This window comes from Pseudomonas sp. YeP6b, from assembly GCF_025642995.1.
GTDB lineage: Bacteria > Pseudomonadota > Gammaproteobacteria > Pseudomonadales > Pseudomonadaceae > Aquipseudomonas.
This window is the reverse complement of record NZ_CP080090.1, coordinates 5,121,183-5,142,816: the sequence shown is the minus strand read 5'-3', so window position 1 is coordinate 5,142,816 and position 21,634 is coordinate 5,121,183. Positions and strand designations below refer to the sequence as shown.

The 21,634-nt window shown below is 60.8% G+C and carries 15 protein-coding genes and 1 pseudogene; 8 read left to right on the top strand and 8 right to left on the bottom strand.

Going from position 1 to position 21,634, the window contains the following annotated elements; all coding sequences use genetic code 11:
• Positions 1 to 6: 6 nt before the first annotated feature.
• Positions 7 to 1,229, bottom strand: a pseudogene (locus tag KZH41_RS23085) (CmpA/NrtA family ABC transporter substrate-binding protein).
• A gap of 261 nt (positions 1,230 to 1,490) precedes the next feature.
• On the opposite strand from KZH41_RS23085, the gene sctC reads away from it, so the two are divergent.
• The 4 genes from sctC to KZH41_RS23065 all read left to right on the top strand — a co-directional run bounded on the left by sctC (position 1,491) and on the right by KZH41_RS23065 (position 5,138).
• Positions 1,491 to 2,969 (top strand): type III secretion system outer membrane ring subunit SctC, encoded by a 1,479-nt coding sequence (gene sctC, locus KZH41_RS23080; RefSeq protein ID WP_263273792.1) that lies wholly within the window; start codon positions 1,491 to 1,493, stop codon positions 2,967 to 2,969.
• 214 nt (positions 2,970 to 3,183) lie between these two features.
• A complete protein-coding gene (locus tag KZH41_RS23075; RefSeq protein WP_094949569.1) occupies positions 3,184 to 3,585 on the top strand; it encodes a winged helix-turn-helix domain-containing protein in 402 nt (133 codons plus the stop codon).
• On the top strand, positions 3,578 to 4,033 hold the full coding sequence (locus KZH41_RS23070) for a transglycosylase SLT domain-containing protein (RefSeq protein ID WP_094949570.1): 456 nt from the start codon (positions 3,578 to 3,580) through the stop codon (positions 4,031 to 4,033). Before KZH41_RS23075 ends, KZH41_RS23070 begins: the two co-directional genes overlap by 8 nt.
• An 85-nt stretch (positions 4,034 to 4,118) precedes the next feature.
• Positions 4,119 to 5,138, top strand: coding sequence for a quinone-dependent dihydroorotate dehydrogenase (locus KZH41_RS23065; RefSeq protein ID WP_094949571.1), 1,020 nt, complete (start codon positions 4,119 to 4,121; stop codon positions 5,136 to 5,138).
• 126 nt (positions 5,139 to 5,264) lie between these two features.
• On the opposite strand, the gene rmf is transcribed toward KZH41_RS23065, so the two are convergent.
• Positions 5,265 to 5,480, bottom strand: coding sequence for a ribosome modulation factor (rmf, locus tag KZH41_RS23060; RefSeq protein WP_002553055.1), 216 nt, complete (start codon positions 5,478 to 5,480; stop codon positions 5,265 to 5,267).
• A 532-nt stretch (positions 5,481 to 6,012) separates the two neighbouring features.
• On the opposite strand from rmf, the gene rlmKL reads away from it, so the two are divergent.
• Positions 6,013 to 8,283 (top strand): bifunctional 23S rRNA (guanine(2069)-N(7))-methyltransferase RlmK/23S rRNA (guanine(2445)-N(2))-methyltransferase RlmL, encoded by a 2,271-nt coding sequence (gene rlmKL / locus KZH41_RS23055; protein ID WP_094949572.1) that lies wholly within the window; start codon positions 6,013 to 6,015, stop codon positions 8,281 to 8,283.
• Positions 8,284 to 8,433: 150 nt separating this feature from the next.
• Complete coding sequence (locus KZH41_RS23050; RefSeq protein ID WP_242151867.1) at positions 8,434 to 10,818, top strand: diguanylate cyclase; 2,385 nt, start codon at positions 8,434 to 8,436, stop codon at positions 10,816 to 10,818.
• 138 nt (positions 10,819 to 10,956) lie between these two features.
• On the opposite strand, the gene dacB is transcribed toward KZH41_RS23050, so the two are convergent.
• Positions 10,957 to 12,417 (bottom strand): D-alanyl-D-alanine carboxypeptidase/D-alanyl-D-alanine-endopeptidase, encoded by a 1,461-nt coding sequence (dacB, locus tag KZH41_RS23045; protein WP_094949574.1) that lies wholly within the window; start codon positions 12,415 to 12,417, stop codon positions 10,957 to 10,959.
• A 236-nt stretch (positions 12,418 to 12,653) separates the two neighbouring features.
• Here dacB and KZH41_RS23040 point away from each other — a divergent pair, with 236 nt between their 5' ends.
• On the top strand, positions 12,654 to 12,998 hold the full coding sequence (locus KZH41_RS23040; protein ID WP_016979277.1) for a YggL family protein: 345 nt from the start codon (positions 12,654 to 12,656) through the stop codon (positions 12,996 to 12,998).
• 37 nt (positions 12,999 to 13,035) lie between these two features.
• Here KZH41_RS23040 and KZH41_RS23035 read toward each other — a convergent pair whose 3' ends face one another.
• Positions 13,036 to 14,226 carry a benzoate/H(+) symporter BenE family transporter gene (locus tag KZH41_RS23035; protein WP_242151864.1) on the bottom strand — a complete coding sequence of 397 codons (1,191 nt, stop codon included), beginning with the start codon at positions 14,224 to 14,226 and terminating at the stop codon, positions 13,036 to 13,038.
• Positions 14,227 to 14,452: 226 nt separating this feature from the next.
• Here KZH41_RS23035 and KZH41_RS23030 point away from each other — a divergent pair, with 226 nt between their 5' ends.
• Positions 14,453 to 15,217 (top strand): GntR family transcriptional regulator, encoded by a 765-nt coding sequence (locus KZH41_RS23030; protein WP_242151861.1) that lies wholly within the window; start codon positions 14,453 to 14,455, stop codon positions 15,215 to 15,217.
• A 156-nt stretch (positions 15,218 to 15,373) separates the two neighbouring features.
• Here KZH41_RS23030 and guaD read toward each other — a convergent pair whose 3' ends face one another.
• The 4 genes from guaD to xdhA all read right to left on the bottom strand — a co-directional run bounded on the left by guaD (position 15,374) and on the right by xdhA (position 21,481).
• Positions 15,374 to 16,678 (bottom strand): guanine deaminase, encoded by a 1,305-nt coding sequence (gene guaD / locus KZH41_RS23025; RefSeq protein WP_094949578.1) that lies wholly within the window; start codon positions 16,676 to 16,678, stop codon positions 15,374 to 15,376.
• Positions 16,679 to 16,692: 14 nt separating this feature from the next.
• Positions 16,693 to 17,532 (bottom strand): xanthine dehydrogenase accessory protein XdhC, encoded by an 840-nt coding sequence (gene xdhC / locus KZH41_RS23020; protein ID WP_263273791.1) that lies wholly within the window; start codon positions 17,530 to 17,532, stop codon positions 16,693 to 16,695.
• Positions 17,533 to 17,652: 120 nt separating this feature from the next.
• The gene (xdhB, locus tag KZH41_RS23015) at positions 17,653 to 20,040 is read right to left on the bottom strand and encodes a xanthine dehydrogenase molybdopterin binding subunit (protein WP_263273790.1); all 2,388 of its coding nucleotides are present in this window, start codon (positions 20,038 to 20,040) and stop codon (positions 17,653 to 17,655) included.
• Positions 20,033 to 21,481 (bottom strand): xanthine dehydrogenase small subunit, encoded by a 1,449-nt coding sequence (gene xdhA, locus KZH41_RS23010; RefSeq protein WP_263273789.1) that lies wholly within the window; start codon positions 21,479 to 21,481, stop codon positions 20,033 to 20,035. The genes xdhB and xdhA overlap by 8 nt, the downstream gene beginning before the upstream one ends.
• Positions 21,482 to 21,634 lie beyond the last annotated feature (153 nt).

The window sequence follows — 21,634 nt, the reverse complement described above, 5'->3', positions numbered from 1 at the left end:
TTCCTGTCAGCGCAGCGCCTGGCGGCTGGCGTGGTCCGCCATGGCGTGCAGGCGGAAGCTGCGGGCGTAGGCGGCAGGGTTGGAGCCGTCCCAAATTTTGCCGTCGATCAACTGGCTGCTGCGCATGTCCTGGGCGTTTGCTGCAACCCCGACGGCGGCGGCTTGGCGATACAGGTCCAGTTGCTGCACCTGACGCGCGACGCCCAGGTAGTCCGGGTCTTCGCGCAGCAAGCCCCAACGTCGAAACTGGGTCATGAACCACATGCCGTCGCAGAGGTAAGGCAGGTTCACCTCGCCATCACCGAAAAACCTCAGCGCGTGCGGGTCTTGCCACTGGTTGCCGAGGCCGTCGTCATAGGCGCCCAACAGGCGTGGCTCGATGCAGTCGAGCGGCGCATCGAGGTAGTCGCGGGCGCTGAGTAATTGCGCGGTGGAGCGCCGGTTCTCCTGGCTTTCTTCGATAAAACGGCTGGCTTCGAGAATCGCCATTACCAACACGCGCGCGGTGCTTGGGTATTGATCGACGAAGGCCTGGGTGCAGCCTAGAACCTTTTCCGGATGGTTCGGCCAGATCGCCTGGATGGTCGCCAGCGTGAACCCTTGGTTTTGCTTGACCGCGCTGGCACACCAAGGCTCGCCGACACAAAACCCGTCGATGCGTCCGGCTTACAGGTGCGCGACCATCTGCGGTGGCGGCACCACCACGCTGTCGACGTCCTGCAAGGGGTGAATGCCTTGGCTCGCCAGCCAGTAATACAGCCACATGGCGTGGGTGCCTGTGGGAAATGTCTGGGCGAACGTCAGTTTTGTTCGGCTTTGGTGCGCGTGGCGGTCCAATGCCTCAGGAGTGGTCACGCCTTGCTGCTGCAGGCCGTGGGACAGGTGATGCTCTGGCCGTTCTGGTTGAGCCCCATCAGCACGGCCATGTCGGTCGGCGCAACGCCGCCGATGCCCAGGTGCACGGCATAAACCAAGCCATACAGGCTGTGGGCGGCGTCCAGCTCACCGCTGACCAGTTTGTCGCGCAGGTTGGCCCAGGAGGATTGGCGCTTGAGGTTCAGTGTCAGCCCGTAGGGTTGCGCGAAGCCTTGGGTGGCGGCAACCACCAGTGAGGCGCAGTCGGTCAGCGCCATGAAACCCAGGTCGAGGCTGCTCTTTTCCGGGGCGTCACTGCCGTTTACCCAGGCCAGCGGATTATTCACCGGGCTGTTGCCGACCGAATCGTTCATCAACACCTACCGTTTCTCAAAAAAAAGCGTCGTTACCGTTGATGGGCTGCGCTGGGTTAGCGATGCAGGCCATTGCAGGGTACGACGCCTTTGTCTGTAGGCCTGCTTCGAGGTTGGTGCAGGCTTTGATACTGAGTCCGTAGCAAAGCACATGCCACGGGCAGGCTGGCGCGGGCTGCCGTCAACTTTCCATCAAGATTGAAACTCGGCTGCCTCCCAGTATGGCCGCCTATTTGCGCCAGACTGTCAGGAACACCCGCGGTGTCTATCGATTCTACAGCCATGATCAGCTACCACGGGTTGCATCGCTGGTTGCTGTGTTTGGCACTGTTGTTGGCAATCACGCCCGCGTTGGGGGAGAACTACCAGGCGCGGGATGAGAGCTTGCACACCTTTTTCACTGCGCTGTCGGTGCCTTTGGGCGTACCCATCGTGGTCAGTCGCGAGGTGGCGCGTAGAACCCTCTCCGGGTCATTCGACCTGGGGGCGGCGCAGCAGACCCTGGAGGCGGTCGCCGAGCAGCAAGGCCTGATTTGGTACAGCGACGGGCAGGTGCTTTACCTCTATGGCGCCGGCGAGGCAAAAAGCACGGCGGTGGCGCTGCGGCATATCTCGGTCGACAGGTTGCGTGGGTTCATGCGCCGTTCGGGCCTTGATGAATCACGCTACCCGCTCAGGGAGAGCGGGGCGCGGACGTTCTATGTGTCCGGGCCACCGAACTATGTGGACCAAGTACTGCACCTGGCTCAACTGATGGACAAGCAGCGCGCGCAGATGCGCGTCGGCAAACAAACCTTCGGCGTGGTGCAGGTATTCAACACCCATGTGGCAGATCGTCAGTACGCCATGGGCGGCGACAAGGTCAATGTACCGGGCATGGCCTCGATGATCGAAACCGTGTTAGCCAGTGAGCAGAAAAATGACAAACAACGCCCGCCAAGCCTGCTGGCCGACAAAAGCTTGGTGGTGATGGCTTACCCAGACTCAAACAGCCTGTTGATCAAGGGAAAACCTGACCAGGTGAAGGTCATTGAGGAGCTGGTGGCGGAGCTCGACAAGCCGAAGCGCCCGATTGAGGTGTCGTTATGGCAGGTCGATGTTGACCGTAGCGAATTCGAGAAGATGGGCGCGGCCTGGGCTCAGGAAACCAACACCGGTGCTTCGGTAACGCGCGTTATGGAACCGTTGGACGATAACCGCTTGATGGCACAGCTCGGTGTGCTGGAGCGCCGGCGCAAAGCCAGGGTTACGGCGTTTCCCGTGACCCTTACCCAAGAGAATGTCCCGGCGGTTTTCCAGGATAACCATACGTTTTACCTGCCTGGGCCTGGAGAAAAAAGCGCTGAATGGCAGCCTTTACGTTATGGCACCGAAGCCAGTGTGCTACCGCGTTTTGCCGAAGCGAATCAGATCGAAATGCAGCTGACCATCAAGGATGACCGTCAGTTGGACCGCAAGCTCAAGCCCGGCTCAGCAGGGGCGGTGGGGCGAGTGGGAATCAGCACGGTGGTTCGTGTGCCTCCGGGCAGGCGTCTTTGGCTGGGTGGTTTTCGACGAGGGGACGAGGTGGCCAGCGGCAGTCGACGCGCTGAGGTGCGGCTGTTTGTGATCCAGGCACGGGCGATTGGGAGCGAATTGAAGATGCTCGCCGGCGCCGTCGGGCCGCCGCCATTGACGCAGAGCCAGTACGAGCGTGTGCAACGTGCGTTTGTGCGTGAAAACCGTGAGGAGCCTGAGTGAACTAGCCCTTTTTGAGCTCGCTTCTGAACGATTTCCTGAGCCTTTGTTGTTTCTGGTGATGAAAAATCCTACGCGGTGCGTGCCGAAAGCCTCGATTACATCGGCCTTTTCCTACCGCCGTTTGCGGCTCTGGTTTTTATAGTCGTGAGGTTGCCGTATCGGCCGTTTCTGGAAACAGGGAATTCAATGTCAGTAGTCGGATGCAGAGGTGTGTATGACCCTCGTGAATGATGGGCCGACGGCCTCGCGGGTTTTTGCCGGATGGACCTTGTATGGCGATGGCCGGTTGACCGGTGAAGGCGTGGATACTCAGTTGCCGCCCAAGGAGTGGCATGTGTTGCGGCTGCTGTTGGCGTCCGATGGCGTACTGATGACCAAGGATCGTTTGCTTGAGTTGGGCTGGCCTCGTGGGGATGTCGCAGAGGAGTCACTCACTCGCTGCATCTATGCGCTGCGTAAGCACCTTAGGAAGGACAAGGACTTTATCAAGACGATCTATGGCAGAGGCTATCGCTTTACGTGTGCCGTGAAAGTCGAGCAGCACGAACCGCACCAGTCTGAACGGGCGCGCGCGCAGTACATCTGTTCGGCGTGTGGCCAGGTGGCCCATGATTAAGCGATTGGGCAAAGGGTTACTGTTGAGTGTGCTGGTGGGCAGCCATCAAGCCTGGGCCAGTTGCTGGGATGAGGTGGCCAGCCGCTACGACATCGAGCCGGAGCTGTTACAAGCCATCGCTGTCGTGGAGTCGGGCGCTCGTGCGCAGGCGATCAACCATGGCAACAGCGATGGCTCCCGAGATATCGGCCTGATGCAGATCAACAGCATGCACCTGCCGCGTCTGGCCAAACAGGGCATTACCGAGGAGCGGCTGCTGAGTGAGCCGTGTTTATCGGTCGAAGTGGGCGCCTCGATCCTTGCCGAGTTTATCCAGCGCTTCGGTTACAACTGGACAGCCGTAGGCTCTTACAACGCCGGGCCGGCACCTGAGCGTGAGGCGCTGCGCCTGCGTTATGCAGAAAAAATCTGGGCGCAGTATGAGGCGTTGGTTGCACAACGGCATTGACGATTGGACGGCGCACCTCGCACCTGGCGCGCCACCCCGGCTATAATCGGCGCCACCTTTCGCCGCCTCCGAGTCTAGCCCGCCCATGTATACCCTGGCCCGCCAGCTGTTGTTCAAACTCTCCCCGGAAACCTCTCACGATCTGTCCCTGGACTTGATCGGTGCCGGTGGCCGCTTGGGGCTCAATGGGCTGGTATGCAAGGCCCCGGCGAAGATGCCGGTGTCGGTGATGGGGCTCGATTTTCCTAACCCCGTGGGGCTGGCTGCCGGCCTGGACAAGAACGGCGCGGCCATCGACGGCTTTGCGCAATTGGGTTTCGGTTTTGTTGAAATTGGCACCGTGACGCCACGGCCGCAGCCTGGCAACCCTAAACCTCGGATCTTCCGCTTGCCGGAAGCCGAGGCGATCATCAACCGCATGGGCTTCAACAACCTGGGCGTCGATCACCTGCTGTCGCGGGTTCACGCCGCGAAATACAAAGGCATTCTGGGCATCAATATCGGCAAGAACTTCGATACACCGGTAGAGCGTGCCGTTGATGACTACCTGATTTGCCTGGACAAGGTCTACGCCCACGCCAGCTACGTTACCGTCAATGTCAGCTCGCCGAACACCCCGGGCCTGCGCAGCCTGCAGTTTGGCGACTCCCTCAAGCAGTTGCTCGAAGCGTTGCGCCAGCGCCAGGAAGACCTGGCCGTGCGCCATGGCAAGCGTGTGCCGCTGGCTATCAAGATCGCCCCGGACATGAGCGACGAAGAAACCGTGCTGGTCGCCCAGGCCCTGGTGGATTCGGGCATGGACGCGGTGATCGCCACCAATACGACCTTGAGCCGAGTCGGCGTTGAAGGGCTCGCCCATGGTGATGAAGCCGGCGGGCTGTCGGGCGCCCCGGTGCGCGACAAGAGCACCCACACCGTCAAGGTGTTGGCGGCTGAGTTGGCGGGGCGCTTGCCGATCATCGCCGTGGGCGGCATCACCGAAGGCAAGCACGCGGCTGAGAAGATCGCTGCCGGCGCCAGCCTGGTGCAGTTGTACACAGGCTTTATTTACAAAGGCCCGGCGTTGATTCGCGAATCGGTGGACGCGATTGCAGCCTTGCGCTGATTGATCAGCCAATAAAAAGGGCTCCCTAAAGGAGCCCTTGGGCCGAAGCCCGCCGCCCTGATGGGGCGTGCGTGGTTAAGTCGTTACATAATCTTCAAGGTGGTGTGTCGGATTAAGTGCCCTGTATTAGCCGACGGCGTGAAGTTCGTTGAGTCTGTGGATCCCCGCAGTGCCGGTCATACCGTCCCAATTGTCGCCGCGTCCTTCTCGCCAGCCATTGATCCAGGCTTGGCGTACCGACGGTAGAGTAAATGGGCAAAGCTCACGGGACTTTCCATGAACGCCATACTGATATCCGCGTAAAAATGCTCTTTCCAACGGATCACGCTTAAGTCTTCTCATAGGGTGTTTCCCTCACTTGTTGACTGTGTAGATATCCTTCGGCCTCGTCCGAGGCCGGGCAGAGTTTTTCTGCCGTTGGTGGGCTCGCTGCCGGCGTGGCGAGCCTATGTGTCGGCGTCGTTACGGCGCCAACCTGTGTTGAGTTCTAACCAATAGGTCACATGGATTCAATGATCGTTTTGTCATAAGCACGTAACGATAACGATGCTATAGCCATAAGCTGGGATGGCTTTTCGCCCCTTTTATTGGGCAAACCCAGCTATGATGTGCCCTGCAAAGAGGATGGGTTTAATCCTTTAGTGAGAATGCCCGCTCGTTGCAGTCGGTTATTATTCGACGAAGGGTCGGAATATTTCTTTTTGTTGCAACCAATTATTTATCTGCCCCGGAAATTTTGGCCCAAGGGCCCGGCAGCCGGGGTGGAACGGCACATTCGTGCCACGCGAGCACTCTTCAAGAAAAGTGCTTGATTGAAAACCGAGCCGGCGATGCGTCGCCCGTTCATTTATTGCTGAAAAGCCTGGAATGCCCCATGTCGGACCGTTTTGAACTCTTCCTCACCTGCCCCAAGGGCCTCGAAGGCCTGCTGATCGAGGAAGCCGTCGGGCTTGGCCTTGAGGACGCCCGCGAGCACACCTCGGCCGTGCGCGGCATGGCCGACATGGAAACCGCCTACCGCCTGTGCCTCTGGTCGCGCCTGGCCAACCGCGTGTTGCTGGTGCTCAAGCGCTTCCCGATGAAGGACGCCGAAGACCTCTACTACGGCGTGCTGGACATCGAATGGGCCGACCACATGGTCTCGGACGGCAGCCTGGCGGTGGAATTCAGTGGCCATGGCTCGGGCATCGACAACACCCACTTCGGCGCGCTGAAGGTCAAGGATGCGATCGTCGATAAGCTGCGCACCCCGACCGGCGAACGTCCGTCCATCGACAAGATCAACCCGGACCTGCGCATCCACCTGCGCCTGGACCGAGGCGAAGCGATTCTGTCCCTCGACCTGTCCGGCCACAGCCTGCACCAGCGCGGTTACCGCCTGCAGCAGGGCGCGGCACCGTTGAAGGAAAACCTGGCAGCGGCAATCCTGATCCGCGCCGGCTGGCCGCGCATTGCGGCCGAAGGCGGCGCGCTGACTGACCCGATGTGCGGCGTCGGCACCTTCCTGGTCGAAGGCGCGATGATTGCCGCCGACATGGCGCCTAACCTCAACCGCGAACTGTGGGGCTTCACCACCTGGCTCGGCCACGTCCCGGCGCTGTGGAAGAAGCTGCACACAGAGGCCAGCGAGCGTGCCGCCATCGGCATGAACAAGCCGCCATTGTGGGTCCGTGGCTACGAAGCCGACCCGCGGTTGATCCAGCCCGCCCGTAACAACATCGAACGCGCAGGCCTGAGTCACTGGATCAAGGTGTACCAAGGTGAAGTCGGCACCTTCGAGCCGCGCCCGGACCAGAACCAGAAAGGCCTGGTGATCTGCAACCCACCTTACGGCGAGCGCCTGGGTGACGAAGCCAGCCTGTTGTACCTCTACCAGAACCTCGGCGAGCGTTTGCGCCAGGCGTGCATGGGTTGGGAAGCCGCCGTGTTCACCGGCGCACCGGACCTGGGCAAGCGGATGGGCATCCGCAGCCACAAACAGTATTCGTTCTGGAACGGCGCCTTGCCGTGCAAACTACTGCTGATCAAGGTCAACCCGGACCAGTTCGTCACCGGCGAGCGTCGCACCCCGGAACAGCGCCAGGCCGAACGTGAGCAAGCCGCTTACGACCAAGCCCCGGTTGAGCCGCAAGAGCGTCAGTACAACAAGAACGGTAACCCGATCAAGCCAGCCCCGGCCCCGGCCCCGGTAGTCGAACAGGCACGCTTGAGCGAAGGCGGGCAGATGTTCGCCAACCGCCTGCAGAAGAACCTCAAGCTGCTGGGCAAGTGGGCCAAGCGTGAAGGCGTGGATTGCTACCGTGTGTACGATGCCGACATGCCGGAGTACTCCATGGCCATCGACCTCTACCACGACTGGGTGCACGTGCAGGAATACGCCGCGCCGAAGTCCATCGACCCGGAAAAAGCCTCCGCACGCATGTTCGATGCCCTGGCCGCGATTCCCCAGGCGCTGAACATCGACAAGAGCCGCGTGGTGGTCAAGCGTCGCGAACGCCAGAGCGGCACCAAGCAATACGAGCGCCAGAGCGCCCAGGGCAAGTTTACTGAAGTGAGCGAAGGCGGCGTGCAGTTGCTGGTCAACCTCACCGACTACCTGGACACCGGCCTGTTCCTCGACCACCGCCCGATGCGCATGCGCATCCAGAAAGAAGCGGCCGGCAAGCGTTTCCTCAATCTGTATTGCTACACCGCCACCGCCAGTGTGCACGCAGCCAAAGGCGGCGCGCGCAGCACCACCAGCGTCGATTTGTCCAAGACCTACCTGGACTGGGCGCGTCGTAACTTCTCGCTCAATGGTTTCTCTGACAAGAACCGTCTGGAGCAGGGTGACGTGATGGCGTGGCTGGAAGCCAGCCGCGATGAGTTCGACCTGATCTTCATCGACCCGCCGACTTTCTCCAACTCCAAGCGCATGGAAGGTATCTTCGACGTGCAGCGCGACCACGTGCAGTTGCTCGACCTGGCCATGGCCCGCCTGGCACCGGGCGGCGTGTTGTACTTCTCGAACAACTTCCGCAAGTTCGTGCTTGAGGACAACCTCAGCGAACGCTATGCGGTCGAGGAAATCAGCGACAAGACCCTGGACCCGGATTTCGCGCGTAACGCGAAGATCCACCGGGCCTGGAAAATCACCGCACGCTGATCGCTGCACCAAGTTGAAACAAAAAAGCCGCAGGCCTGGTGTATTCCAGTCTTGCGGCTTTTTTACGCTGGTCAAACCGTGGCCTCATGGCTATAACTTAACGCCTAGCCAAAGTGACAGCCCCGCACGCTGGCGTTGTGAGTGTTGCCTATGCCGATGCATGCCGTACGCCCGAAAATCCTTGGCTTTATCAGTGAACAGGCGTCAGCTTGGCTGGTGGCATTGGTGGTGTTACTGGCAGGTGGCGCGCTGACGCTCATCGTCGCCTGGGCCACTGCTAACCTCCACCAGCAACAGGTTCGCCAGCGCTTCCAGTTGCTGGTCAACGAGCGCTACACCCGTCTTCAGGAACGCTTTGAAGACCAGGAACAACGCCTGGCGAGCCTGCAGCGTTTCTTCGTCAACTCCAGTGACGTGTCCCGTGCAGAGTTTGATGGGTTTGCCCAACCCTTGCTGCTGCGCGCCCGCGCCTATGCCTGGGCGCCGCGGATATCGCGCGATCAACGTAGTGCGTTTGAACAAGAGATCTCGCGCCAGCGCGGCGCCCCTTTCGCCATCCGTGAATTGAACGCGTCAGGCGAATTGGCGCCGGCCCCCGAGCGCGATGAATACGTGCCTGTGCTGTACAGCCAGACCCAAAGCCTGCTGGGCTCGCCGCTGGGCTTTGACCTGCTGGCTCAGCCGCTTCGGCGCTCGGCCCTTGAGCGCGCGCAAAAAAGTGGCAAGCCTGCGGTGTCCCAGCCCATGCAACTGGTGGGCGTGGAGCCGGCGTATGCTGCCGGCGTTTTGCTGGTGGCGCCTGTCAGTAAGCTACCCACGGCTGAACCCGGCGGCTTTGTGATGGCGGTGATCAGCATGCGCCAACTGATGGCCGATGGTTTGCCCAACCCCAACCGCGACAACTTGGTGATGCAGATCGTCGATACCTCAGACACCCAGCAGCGCGTGCTGTATGCGTCGAGCAATGCGGTCGGCGCCAGCGATCTCACTGCTGCGCGCCGTCTCACCCTCGGCGACCACGTGTATGCCCTGACTGTGCAAGCCAGCCGGGTCTTCGACCAGGCCAACCACTCCTCGATGAGTACTATCCTGACCATGGGCGGGTTGCTCAGCCTGCTGCTCAGCGCGTTGCTGTATGTGTTGGTCAGCCAACGCCAGCGCGCACTGAAACTGGTGGAGCAGCGCACCGAGCAGTTGCGCCTGCGTGAGCAGGAGCTGCGCGGGGCCCATGGGCAATTGCGCAGCGTGCTGAATGCGGCCACCCAGGTCGCGATCATTGCCACCGATTTGCGCGGTGTGATCAATACGTTCAATGCCGGCGCCGAGCTGATGCTGGGCTACAAGGCCGAGCAGGTACTGGGTTGCATGACCCTGGAGAGCCTGCACTTGGGCGCTGAACTCGAAGCGCGCTCCGCCACTTTAAGTGTGACCATGGGCAAGCGCATCCCGCCGAGCCAGGCGATGCTGGTGGAGAGCCCAGACAACCTGCACGAGGCCCGAGAGTGGACGCTGTTGCGCGAAGATGGCAGCCGGTTGACGGTGAACATGCTCGGCACCGTGTTGCTCGATGACCATGGTTTGTGGGTCGGGCACTTGGCGATTTACCTGGATGTCACCGAGCAGAAACGTGCCTACGAGGCCCTGGCGGCGCGGGATCGTCTGCTGAAAAAACTCAGCGCCCACGTGCCCGGCGGGATCTTCCAGTTCACCCTCGAACCCAAGGGCAACGGGCGCTTCATCTATGCCAGCGATGGCATGCGCGATATCTATGAAATTGAAACCGGCCTGTTGCAGCAGGACGCAAGCAAGGTCTTCGAGCGCATCCATCCGCAGGATGTGGAGCGGGTTCGCTTGTCCATTCGCTTGTCGGCGTTGCAGTTGAGCCACTGGCGCGAAGAGTACCGCGTGTTGTTGCCGCAACGCGGCCTGCGCTGGATTCGCGGCGAAGCCACGCCGGAAGAATTACCGGGGGGCGGTACGCTGTGGTATGGCTACGTATCGGATATTTCTGATCTCAAACGGGTGGAGGAAGAGCTGCGCGCGCTGTCGATCACCGACTCGCTGACGAGCATCCATAACCGGCGTTATTTCCAGGATCGCCTCAAGGCCGAGATACTCAGGCTCAACCGCACTTCTGGGACGCTGTCGTTGATCATGTTCGATATCGACCACTTCAAGCGCATCAACGACCAGTACGGGCACGCGGTGGGCGATGGGGTGTTGCAGGAGGTGTGCAATCGCATCAGCCAGCGTTTGCGGCGCACCGATGTGTTTTGTCGCCTGGGTGGCGAAGAGTTCGTGGTGCTATGCCCGCACACCGATGGTGACCAGGCATACAGCCTGGCGGTGGAGTTGTGGCAATCGCTGCGCAGTGCACCGATGGACGCGGTCGGCACCGTGACCGCCAGCTTCGGTGTGGCCAGTTGGCGGGTCGATGAAGGCATTGATGGGCTGCTGTTGCGCGCGGACTCGGCGGTGTATGTGGCCAAGCAGGCGGGCAGGGATCGGGTGGAAGCGGAGCGACTTAGGGCTTGATTGACAGCGTTTTTCAGACGGTGCGCATTCATGTGGGAGCTGGCTTGCCTGCGATTGCAGCGTGTCAGTCAACGCATCTGATACTGATACACCGCTATCGCAGGCAAGCCAGCTCCCACCTTTGATCTGTGTTGCCTTTTAAAGCACCGGTGCCGCCGCCGTCAGCTTCGGCTGGCGATACACGTCCAGCAGCACCTGATCCAGCACCGACGACGCACCCCACGGTTTCGAATCGTTGAGGATCGCCACCACCACCCAAGTATTGCCGTTGTTGTCGCGGCTGAACCCGGCGATGGCGCGCACGGTGTTCAGGGTGCCGGTTTTGACGTGGGCTTCGCCGCGCATGGCGGTGGTCTTCAGGCGTTTACGCATGGTGCCGTCGGTGCCGGCAATCGGCAGCGAGCTGATGTATTCGGCGGCGTACGGGCCTTTCCAGGCGGCTTGCAGCATGGCCGCCATCTCGCGGGCACTGACCCGTTCGGCGCGCGACAGGCCGGAGCCATTCTCCATCACCAGGTGCGGCGCGGTGATGCCTTTCTTCGCCAGCCACTGACGTACCACGCGTTGCGCCGCCTTGGCATCGTCGCCATCGGCATCGTTACGGAACTGCGCGCCCAGGCTCAGGAACAACTGCTGGGCCATGGTGTTGTTACTGTATTTGTTGATGTCGCGGATGATTTCCGCCAGGTCCGGCGAAAACGCCCGAGCCAGCACTTTGGCGTCCTTGGGCACTGGCGCCTGGATATCACGGCCTTGGATAGTGCCGCCCAACTCCTTCCAGATCGCACGCACGGCGCCGGCGGTGTAGGTGGCGTGATCGAGCAGCGACAGGTACGTCTGCGAACTGCAGCCATCGCCCAACTGGCCGCTGACTGTCACGGTGACGCTGCCATCGGCGGCGGTAACCGGGCTGTAGCGCACGTCGCCGGTGCACTGCTTGGCGTTGGAGACTTTGACTTGGTTGTCGATGCGGATGCTCGCAATCGGCGGTTCGACCGACACAATCACCCGGCCAGAGTCATTGCGGGTCACGAAGCGCAGCGCCTTGAGGTTGACCAGCAGGGCGTCGGGCTTGACCAGGAACGGTTTGTTCTCGTCGTTGCCGTCGTCATTGAATTCGGGCAATTGCGGCTGGTTGAAGAAGCTGCGGTCCAGCACCAGGTCGCCGGTGACTTGCTGCACGCCATTGGCGCGCAGGTCGCGCATCAGCAGCCAGAGTTTTTCCATGTTCAGCTTGGGGTCGCCGCCGCCCTTGAGGTACAGGTTGCCTCGCAACACGCCACCGTTGAGGGTGCCGTCGGTGTAGAACTCGGTTTTCCACTGGTGGTTGGGGCCGAGCATTTCCAGGGCCGCGTAGGTGGTGACCAGCTTCATCGTGGAGGCCGGGTTCACCGACACGTCGGCGTTGAACACGGTTGGCGTGCCGGGGCCGGTGAGGGGCAGCATCACCAGCGATAGTGCGGTGTTTTGCAGCTTGGCTTTCTGAAGAGCCTGCGCAACGTTGGGTGGCAGGGTGTTGTTGATCGGGGCGGCAGAGACGGAAAGGGCCAGTGGTAGAAAAAAGCCGGCCAGTAGTGCTGAGCGAAAAGATTTGATCATAAAGAATAAAACCCTACTGCTGAGGAGGGTGAAAAAGGCGAGGGGTATGGAAGAAAATCCCTCATTGGTCACGAAAGTGTCGGCATTATGCCCCAAGGTGGTTCCAGTTGTAGCTGAACGATAGCGGGTATTACGCGTTTTTTTGCAGACAGATAGCCGCCTGTCCCAGAGAGTCGGGCAAACCTTGCCTTAAACTGCTAAAGTGCCGCCCGTTATTACTTATGAGGATTGTTCCAATGGCGACTAACCGTTCCCAGCGTCTGCGCAAAAAACTGTGCGTTGATGAATTTCAAGAGCTGGGTTTCGAACTGAACCTGGACTTCAACGAAGGCCTGAGTGAAGAAGCTATCGACGCTTTCCTCGAAGCATTCATCAAAGAAGCCATGGAAGCCAACGGTCTGGGCTATGTCGGCGGCGATGACTTCGGTCTGGTTTGCCTGCAGAAGCGTGGCTCGGTTTCCGAAGAGCAGCGTGCTGCTGTCGAAGCTTGGCTGAAAACCCGTTCCGAGCTGACCAAGGCTGAAGTCAGCCCGTTGCTGGACGTGTGGTATCCGGAAAAGCCGATCAACGCGGCTAAGTGATACTGAAAAAAACGGCGACCTGAGGGTCGCCGTTTTTTTATGCCTTGCGCCAGTTCAGAATCAACAGCGTCAACACCCCCGCTACAATCCCCCAGAACGCCGAACCGATGGAAAACAGCGTCAAGCCTGACGCGGTGACCATAAAGGTGATCAGCGCCGCTTCCCGTTCCTTCGGCTCATTCATGGCGATGCTCAAGCCATTGATGATCGAGCCAAACAACGCCAAGGCCGCAATCGACAGCACCAGCTCCTTTGGCAGTGCTGCGAACAACGCCGCCAACGTCGCGCCAAATACGCCCGCAATCCCGTAGAACACCCCGCACCATACAGCCGCCGTATAACGTTTGTTGCGGTCTTCGTGGGCATGCGGCCCGGTGCAGATGGCGGCGCTGATCGCTGCCAGGTTGATGCCGTGGGAGCCGAACGGCGCGAGCACCAGCGAGGCCAGGCCGGTGGCGGTGATCAGCGGCGAGGCGGGTACGTTGTAGCCGTCGGCGCGCAACACGGCGACGCCGGGCATGTTCTGTGAGGTCATCGCGACCACGAACAACGGGATGCCGATACTGATGGTTGCCGCCAGCGAGAAGTGCGGGGTGGTCCATACCGGCGTTGCTACTTCGAGGTGAAAGCCGCTGAAATCCAGCAGCCCCATCAGGCCCGATAGCAGCGTGCCGATCACCAGCGCGGCCAGTACCGCATAACGCGGCGACAGGCGCTTGATGATCAGGTAGGTGAAAAACATCCCCAGGACCAGGCCGGTGCGATGTTGCGCGGCGACGAATATCTCACTGCCGATCTTGAACAGAATCCCCGCCAGCAACGCCGCCGCCAGCGACGACGGAATGCGCTTGACCATTTTTTCGAAGCTGCCGGTCAGCCCGCAGAGTGTCACCAGCACCGCGCAGGTGATGTAGGCGCCAATCGCCTCGCCGTAACTCACGCCGCCCAGGCTGGTGATCAGCAGCGCCGCGCCAGGCGTAGACCAGGCGACGGTGATCGGCGTGCGATAGCGCAGGGACAGGCCGATGCTGCACACCGCCATGCCGATGGAGAGGGCCCAGATCCACGAAGAAATTTGCGCAGTGGTCAAGCCGGCGGCTTGCCCGGCCTGGAACATCAGGACCAGGGAGCTGGTGTAGCCGGTCATCATGGCGATGAAGCCGGCGACGACGGCCGACGGGGAGGTATCGGCCAGCGGGCGCAAAGGCGCTTGGGTGGCGTCGGTCATGAGGCGCTGTTCCTTTTACCTGGGTGTTTGCCGGTGAAGGCGCAGATTCAAGCCTAAACTCAAACGTAACTACTCATTGCAATACAGCCGACGCCGCAAACAGCCGTACAGTGTGTTGGCGCACTGGGTTGTGTACAATGTGCCGTGTTTTTAGGTGATACTTGCCAGCGACACGCGCTTGCCGTATTACCGTTAATTCGCCGCCGTTCTCCAAACCCGAGTGCCCATGAACGAACAGTTGCAACCTCTCAAGAAACAACCGCGAGCCGGCAAGGCCGGTCGCACCGGAACCCAGGACGATATCGTCTACGCGCATATCTTCGAGGCCATCCTTGAACAACGCCTGGCGCCCGGAACCAAATTGAGTGAAGAGGCACTGGGCGAAATCTTCGGCGTCAGCCGCACCATCATTCGCCGCGCGCTGTCGCGCCTGGCCCATGAAGGCGTGGTATTGCTGCGGCCCAATCGTGGTGCGGTGGTGGCGAGCCCAAGTGTCGAAGAAGCACGCCAAGTGTTCCTGGCTCGGCGCCTGGTTGAGCGGGCGATCACTGAATTAGCGGTGCAGCACGCCACGGCTGAACAACTGGCTGAGTTGCGCCAGATGGTCAACGACGAGCGCGACAGCTTCTCGCGCGGCGACCGTGGTGCGGGTATCCGCCTCTCCGGTGAATTCCACCTCAAGCTGGCCGAAGCGGCGAAGAACGCGCCACTGATCAGCTTCCAGCGCAGTTTGGTGTCCCAGACCTCGTTGATCATCGCCCAGTACGAAAGCGGCAACCGCTCGCACTGCTCCTACGATGAACACACCCAACTGATCGACGCGATCGAAGCACGCGACGCGGTGCTGGCGGTGAATTTGATGATGCACCACATGGATCACATCGACAGCAAGCTCAACCTCGATGAGGAAAGCGCGTCGGATGATTTGCATGCGGTGTTCTCGCATCTGTTGCAGACCAAGAAGCCTGGGCGTTCTTCGGTAAAACTGTAACCCCGATCAAAAATGTGGGAGCTGGCTTGTGTGGGAGCTGGCTTGCCTGCGATGGCATCACCGCGGTGTACCTGATACACCGCGGTGCCTGCATCGCGGGCAAGCCCGGCTCCCACACAAGCCAGCTCCCACAATTGTTTTGTGTTGTGGCTGAAATTAGCGTTGATGCACGAGATTGCCGGCTGCGTAGGTCTGCAGAATCGCCCGATCATCCCCCAACGTCATCAACACAAACAACGTCTCGGCAATGTTATTGGCCTGCTTCAAGCGATAGCTGAGCAGCGGCGTGGCGTTGTAATCCAACACCAAAAAGTCCGCATCGGTGCCCGGCTGCAACGTGCCGATCTTATCTTCCAATCGCAGTGCCCGCGCGCCGCCCAAGGTGGCCAGGTACAGCGACTTGAACGGGCTCAACCGCGCGCCCTGCAACTGCATGACCTTGTAGGCTTCGTTCAGGGTTTGCAGCAGCGAGAAGCTGGTGCCGCCGCCCACGTCGGTGCCCAGGCCCACATTCAGCTTGTGCTTCTCGGCCATCGGCAGGTTGAACAAGCCACTGCCGAGGAAGAAGTTCGAGGTCGGGCAGAACGCCACCGCCGAACCGGTCTGCGCCAATCGCGCGCATTCGTCGTCGCACAGGTGCACGCCGTGGGCAAACACCGAGCGTTCGCCCAGCAGTTTGTAGTGGTCGTACACGTCCAGATAGCCTTTGCGCTCCGGGAACAGCTCTTTCACCCACTCGACTTCCTGCAGGTTTTCACTGATGTGAGTCTGCATGTACAGGTCCGGGTATTCGCCCAGCAGTTGCCCGGCCAGGGTCAGTTGTTCCGGCGTGCTGGTCGGTGCGAAACGTGGCGTCACCGCATAGTGCAAGCGGCCCTTGCCGTGCCAGCGCTCGATCAGCGCTTTGCTTTCCTGGTAGCCGGATTCGGCGGTGTCGGTCAGGTAGTCTGGCGCGTTGCGGTCCATCATCACCTTGCCGGCGATCATGCGCAGGTCGAGTTTCTCGGCCGCTTCAAAAAACGAATTGACTGACTGCGGGTGCACACTGCCGAACACCAGCGCGGTGGTGGTGCCGTTGCGCAGCAGTTCCTTGATGAAGATATCCGCGACTTCTTCGGCGTGGGCCTTGTCGGCGAACTGGCTTTCGCATGGGAACGTGTAAGTGTTGAGCCAATCCAGCAATTGCTCGCCATACGCACCGACCATGCCGGTTTGCGGCAGGTGGATATGGGTGTCGATCAGGCCTGGGGTGATCAACGCATCCTGGTAATGGGTGACCTCGATGTCGGCGGGCAGCGTCGGCAGCAAATCGCTGGCGTGGCCCAAGGCGCTGATCTGACCGTTATCGATCACCAGCAGGCCGTCTTCGAAGTATTCATAGGACGCTTCGATCCCCACTTCAGCAGGGTCGGCGATGCTGTGCAGGATGGCGGCACGGTAGGCTTTGCGAGTCAAAGGCATGGTGATCTCAATGTTTAGATAGCTTGGCTGCGGCGCGAGGCCGGCAGCAGTTTGGCAATGGGTTCGGCGCTCGCGGTGTGCTGGCCGAAGTTCGCGTTATAGGTGGCGATGATTTCGCCGGCGATGGAGATGGCGATCTCCACCGGTAATTTGCCCTTCACCTCGGTGAGTCCCATCGGGCAGCGCATGCGTTGCAGTTGTGCGGCGTCGAAGCCGCGATCACGCAAGCGGTGTTCGAACTTGACCCGTTTGGTCTTGGAACCGATCAAGCCGAAGTAGGCAAAGTCATTGCGTTTGAGCAGGGCGGCGGTGAGGTCCAGGTCCAGCGCATGATTGTGGGTCATGACGATGCAGTAACTGCCCACCGGCAAGTCGGCAATTTCATCGACCGGCTCTTCGCTGACGATTTTACGCACGCCCTGGGGGATATGTTGCGGAAACTCCTGGTCTCGGGAATCGATCCAGCGTACCCGGCACGGCAGGCTCGCCAACAGCGGTACCAGCGCACGGCCGACATGGCCGGCGCCGAACACCGCAATCTGCGCCTGCACCTGGCCCATGGGTTCGAACAGCAGCACGGTCACACCGCCACAGCACTGGCCCAGGCTTGCGCCGAGGCTGAAGCGCTCCAGGTGGGTGTTCTGCTGGCCGCGCACGAGCATGTCGCGGGCAATCTGCATCGCCTTGTATTCCAGGTGCCCGCCACCGATGGTGTCGAAGGTCTGCGCGGCGCTGATCACCATCTTCGAGCCGGCATTGCGCGGCGTGGAGCCGAGCTCTTCGATGATGGTCACCAGAACGCAGGGTTCACCCCTGTTCTGCAGGTCGGCGAGGGCGCTGATCCAGTTGTTCATAGTCACCTCCAGTCAGATCGTTCCCGCGCTCCGCGTGGGAATGCATACCGTGACGCGCTGCGTCACAAGAGCGGACGCAGAGCGTCCATGGCGGCATTCCCACGCAGAGCGTGGGAACGATCAAGCCAGCTCAGTTTCGACGGCTTTTGCAGCGGTCAACTGCCGCATCTGCTCACACCCCCACAACACCCTTTCCGGTGTCGCCGGCGCATCAATCTTGGGCTGATGGCGATACTCACCCAAACTCGCCACGGCATCCTTGATCGCGCACCACGAGGCAATCCCGAGCATAAACGGCGGCTCGCCCACGGCCTTGGAGTGGAACACCGTGTCTTCCGGGTTCTTGCGGTTTTCCACCAGCTTCACGCGCAAATCCAGCGGCATGTCAGCCACGGCCGGGATCTTGTAACTGGCCGGGCCGTTGGTCATCAGCTTGCCTTTGTTGTTCCACACCAGCTCCTCCATGGTCAGCCAGCCCATGCCCTGGATAAAGCCGCCTTCGACCTGGCCGATGTCGATGGCCGGGTTCAGCGAGGCGCCTACGTCATGGAGGATGTCGGTGCGCAGCATCTTGTATTCACCGGTGAGGGTGTCGACGATCACTTCGCAACAGGCCGCGCCGAACGCGAAGTAATAGAACGGCCGCCCCCGCGCCTGGCTGCGGTCGTAGAAGATTTTCGGGGTCTTGTAGAAGCCGGTGCTCGACAACGAGACCTGGGCGAAATATGCCTGCTGGATCAGGCTCTCAAAGGTCAGGATCTGATCGCGCACGCGCACATGGCCGTTGTGGAATTCCACGTCCGCTTCGCTCACGTCGTACTTGCGCGCGGCAAATTCCACCAAGCGTTGCTTGATGGTTTCGGCGGCGTTCTGCGCAGCCTTGCCGTTCAGGTCGGCACCGCTGGAAGCCGCCGTCGGCGAGGTGTTGGGCACCTTGTCGGTGTTGGTGGCGGTGATCTGTACGCGGTCGATTTCGACTTGGAACACTTCGGCCACCACCTGCGCAACCTTGGTGTTCAGGCCCTGGCCCATCTCGGTGCCGCCGTGGTTCAGGTGGATGCTGCCGTCGGTGTAGATGTGGATCAGCGCGCCGGCCTGGTTCAGGAAGCTGGCGGTAAACGAAATACCGAACTTCACCGGCGTCAGCGCCATGCCTTTTTTCAGGATCGGGCTATGGGCGTTGTACAGGCGGATCGCTTCGCGGCGCTCGGCGTATTGGCTGCTGGCCTCAAGCTCGGCGGTCATTTCCTCGAGCATGTTGTGCTCGACGGTTTGGTGGTAGTGGGTGACGTTGCGCTCGGTCTTGCCGTAGTAGTTGGCCTTGCGCACCGCCAACGGGTCCAGCGCCAGGTGGCGGGCGATGGCGTCCATGACTTCTTCGATGGCGACCATGCCTTGCGGGCCGCCGAAGCCGCGATAGGCGGTGTTGGACGCGGTGTTGGTCTTGCAGCGATGGCCGTTGACCGTGGCGTCACCGAGGTAATAAGCGTTGTCGGCGTGGAACATCGCGCGGTCGACAATCGAGTTCGACAGGTCGGGCGAGCAGCCGCAGTTACCCGCCAGTTCCAAGTTAATGCCGTGCAGGCGGCCGCTGTCGTCAAAGCCCACGTCGTATTCGATATAGAAGGGGTGACGCTTACCGGTCATCAGCATGTCTTCGACGCGCGGCAGGCGCATTTTGGTCGGCTGGCCGGTGAGGCGCGCGACCACCGCGCACAGGCACGCGGGGCTGGCGGCCTGGGTTTCCTTGCCGCCGAAACCACCGCCCATGCGGCGCATGTCGACCACGATTTTGTTCATCGACACGTCGAGCACTTCGGCCACCAGCTTCTGCACTTCGGTGGGGTTTTGCGTGGAGCAGTAGACGATCATGCCGCCGTCTTCAGTGGGCATCACCGACGAGATCTGGGTTTCCAGGTAGAAGTGTTCCTGGCCGCCGATGTGCAGCGTGCCCTGGATACGGTTTTTTGCCGTTGCCAGCGCGCCCACCGAATCACCGCGTTGGTGGGTGTGGCTGTCGAGCACAAAGTGCTTGTTACGCAAGGCCTCGACCACGTCCAGCACCGGCTCCAAGTCTTCGTATTCGATCACCGCAGCCATGGCGGCTTTGCGCGCGGTTTCGAGGTCGCGGGCGGCCACGGCCAGCACCACTTGGCCGACAAACTGCACGGTGTCGATAGCCAACAACGGGTCGCCTGGCATCAACGGGCCGATGTCTTTCAGGCCCGGCACGTCTTCATGGGTGATAGCGATGCGCACGCCATCAAAGGCGTAGCAGGGCGCGGTGTCGATGCTGATGATCCGGGCGTGGGCACGGTCGGACATGCGCGCATACAGGTGCAACTGATTGGGGAATTCCAGGCGGTCATCGATGTACTGCGCCTCACCGCTGACGTGCTTGGCGGCGCTGTCATGCTTGACGCTGCGCCCGACTCCGGAGGTCAGGTCCTGGGCAAACAGCTCGGCCAGTTCGGCCTGGGTTTTAACGACGGCGTGATGGTTAGACATAAGCGGTCACCCGAGTCTCGATGTGCGGCGTTTGCAGTTCGATGAAGTATTTGCGCAGCAGGTTCTGTGCGCTGAGCAGGCGGTATTCCTTGCTGGCGCGGAAGTCTGACAGCGGGGTGAAATCCTCGGCGAGGGCGGCGCAGGCTTTTTCCACGGTGGCGGCGTTCCAGGCGGCGCCGACCAATACTGCTTCGCAGCTTTTCGCGCGTTTGGGCGTGGCGGCCATGCCCCCGAAGGCGACGCGTGCCTCGTTGATCACGCCGTTCTCGATCTTCAGGTTGAAGGCCGCGCACACGGCGGAAATGTCATCGTCCAGGCCCTTGGAAACCTTGTAGGCGCGGAACAGCGAATGGCCCTTGGGCACGATGATTTTCTCGATGAACTCGCTGTCCTGGCGTGCCGTGACGCGGTAATCGATGAAGTAGTCTTCCAGCGCCAAGGTACGGCGCACATTGCCCTTGCACAGCACGATCTGTGCGCCGAGCGCGATCAGCAGTGGCGGCGAATCACCAATCGGCGAGGCGTTGCCGATGTTGCCACCCAAGGTGCCCTGATTGCGGATTTGCAGGGAGGCGAAGCGGTGCAGCAAGTCGCCGAAGTCCGGGTATTCGTGGTGCAGCGCGCTGTAGCAGTCGGACAGCACAGTGGCGGCGCCGATTTCCAGGCGGTCGTCGAAGTTTTCGATGCGCTTCATCTCGTCGATATTGCCGACGTAGATCATCACCGGCAGCGTGCGGTGGAACTGCGTGACTTCCAGCGCCAGGTCGGTGCCGCCGGCCAGCAGCCGGGCTTGCGGGTAGGCGTCGTAGAGGTCGGCCAGGTCGGCGACGGTCAGTGGCACCAGGCAGCGCTTGTCGCCGCTATTGAGTTCGCCGGTTTGCGTCGGCGCGATGGCTTTGAGGCGCGCGATGGTGTCGGCCTGGCGGCTGTCGAACTGGTCCACCGGTTTGTTGCAGCAAGCCTGTTCGGCGGCGGCGAGGATCGGGCGGTAGCCGGTGCAGCGGCACAGGTTGCCGGCGAGGGCTTCGTGGGCTTTTTGGCTGTCGGGCGCGTCGCTGTTCTTTTGCAGGGCGAACAGCGACATCACGAAACCTGGGGTGCAAAAACCGCATTGCGAGCCGTGGCACTCGACCATGGCCTGTTGCACGCTGTGCAGTTGGCCTTGATGCTTGAGGTCTTCGACGCTGATCAATTGTTTGCCGTGCAACGACGACACAAACGTCAGGCACGAGTTGAGGCTGCGGTAACGAATCTGCTCCGCGCCTTGCGCGTCAGTGTGCAACTCACCGACCACCACGGTGCACGCGCCGCAGTCGCCGCTGGCGCAGCCTTCCTTGGTACCGGATTTGCCCAGGTGCTCACGCAAATAGTTGAGCACGGTCAGGTTGGGGTCCAGGGCGTGCTCACTACGGAGTTCCTGGTTAAGTAAAAACTGGATCACGGAAGGCCTCGCAGATTCATTATTGTTGTTAACCGCTTTGCGCCGAATCTAGTCATGTCTGACTTTTCGGTCAATGATTTTCTGACCGGAAGGTCAAGAAATTGCGATCACAACACTTTCAATTATGGTTCAGTCTTCTGGAACCGGCGTTTT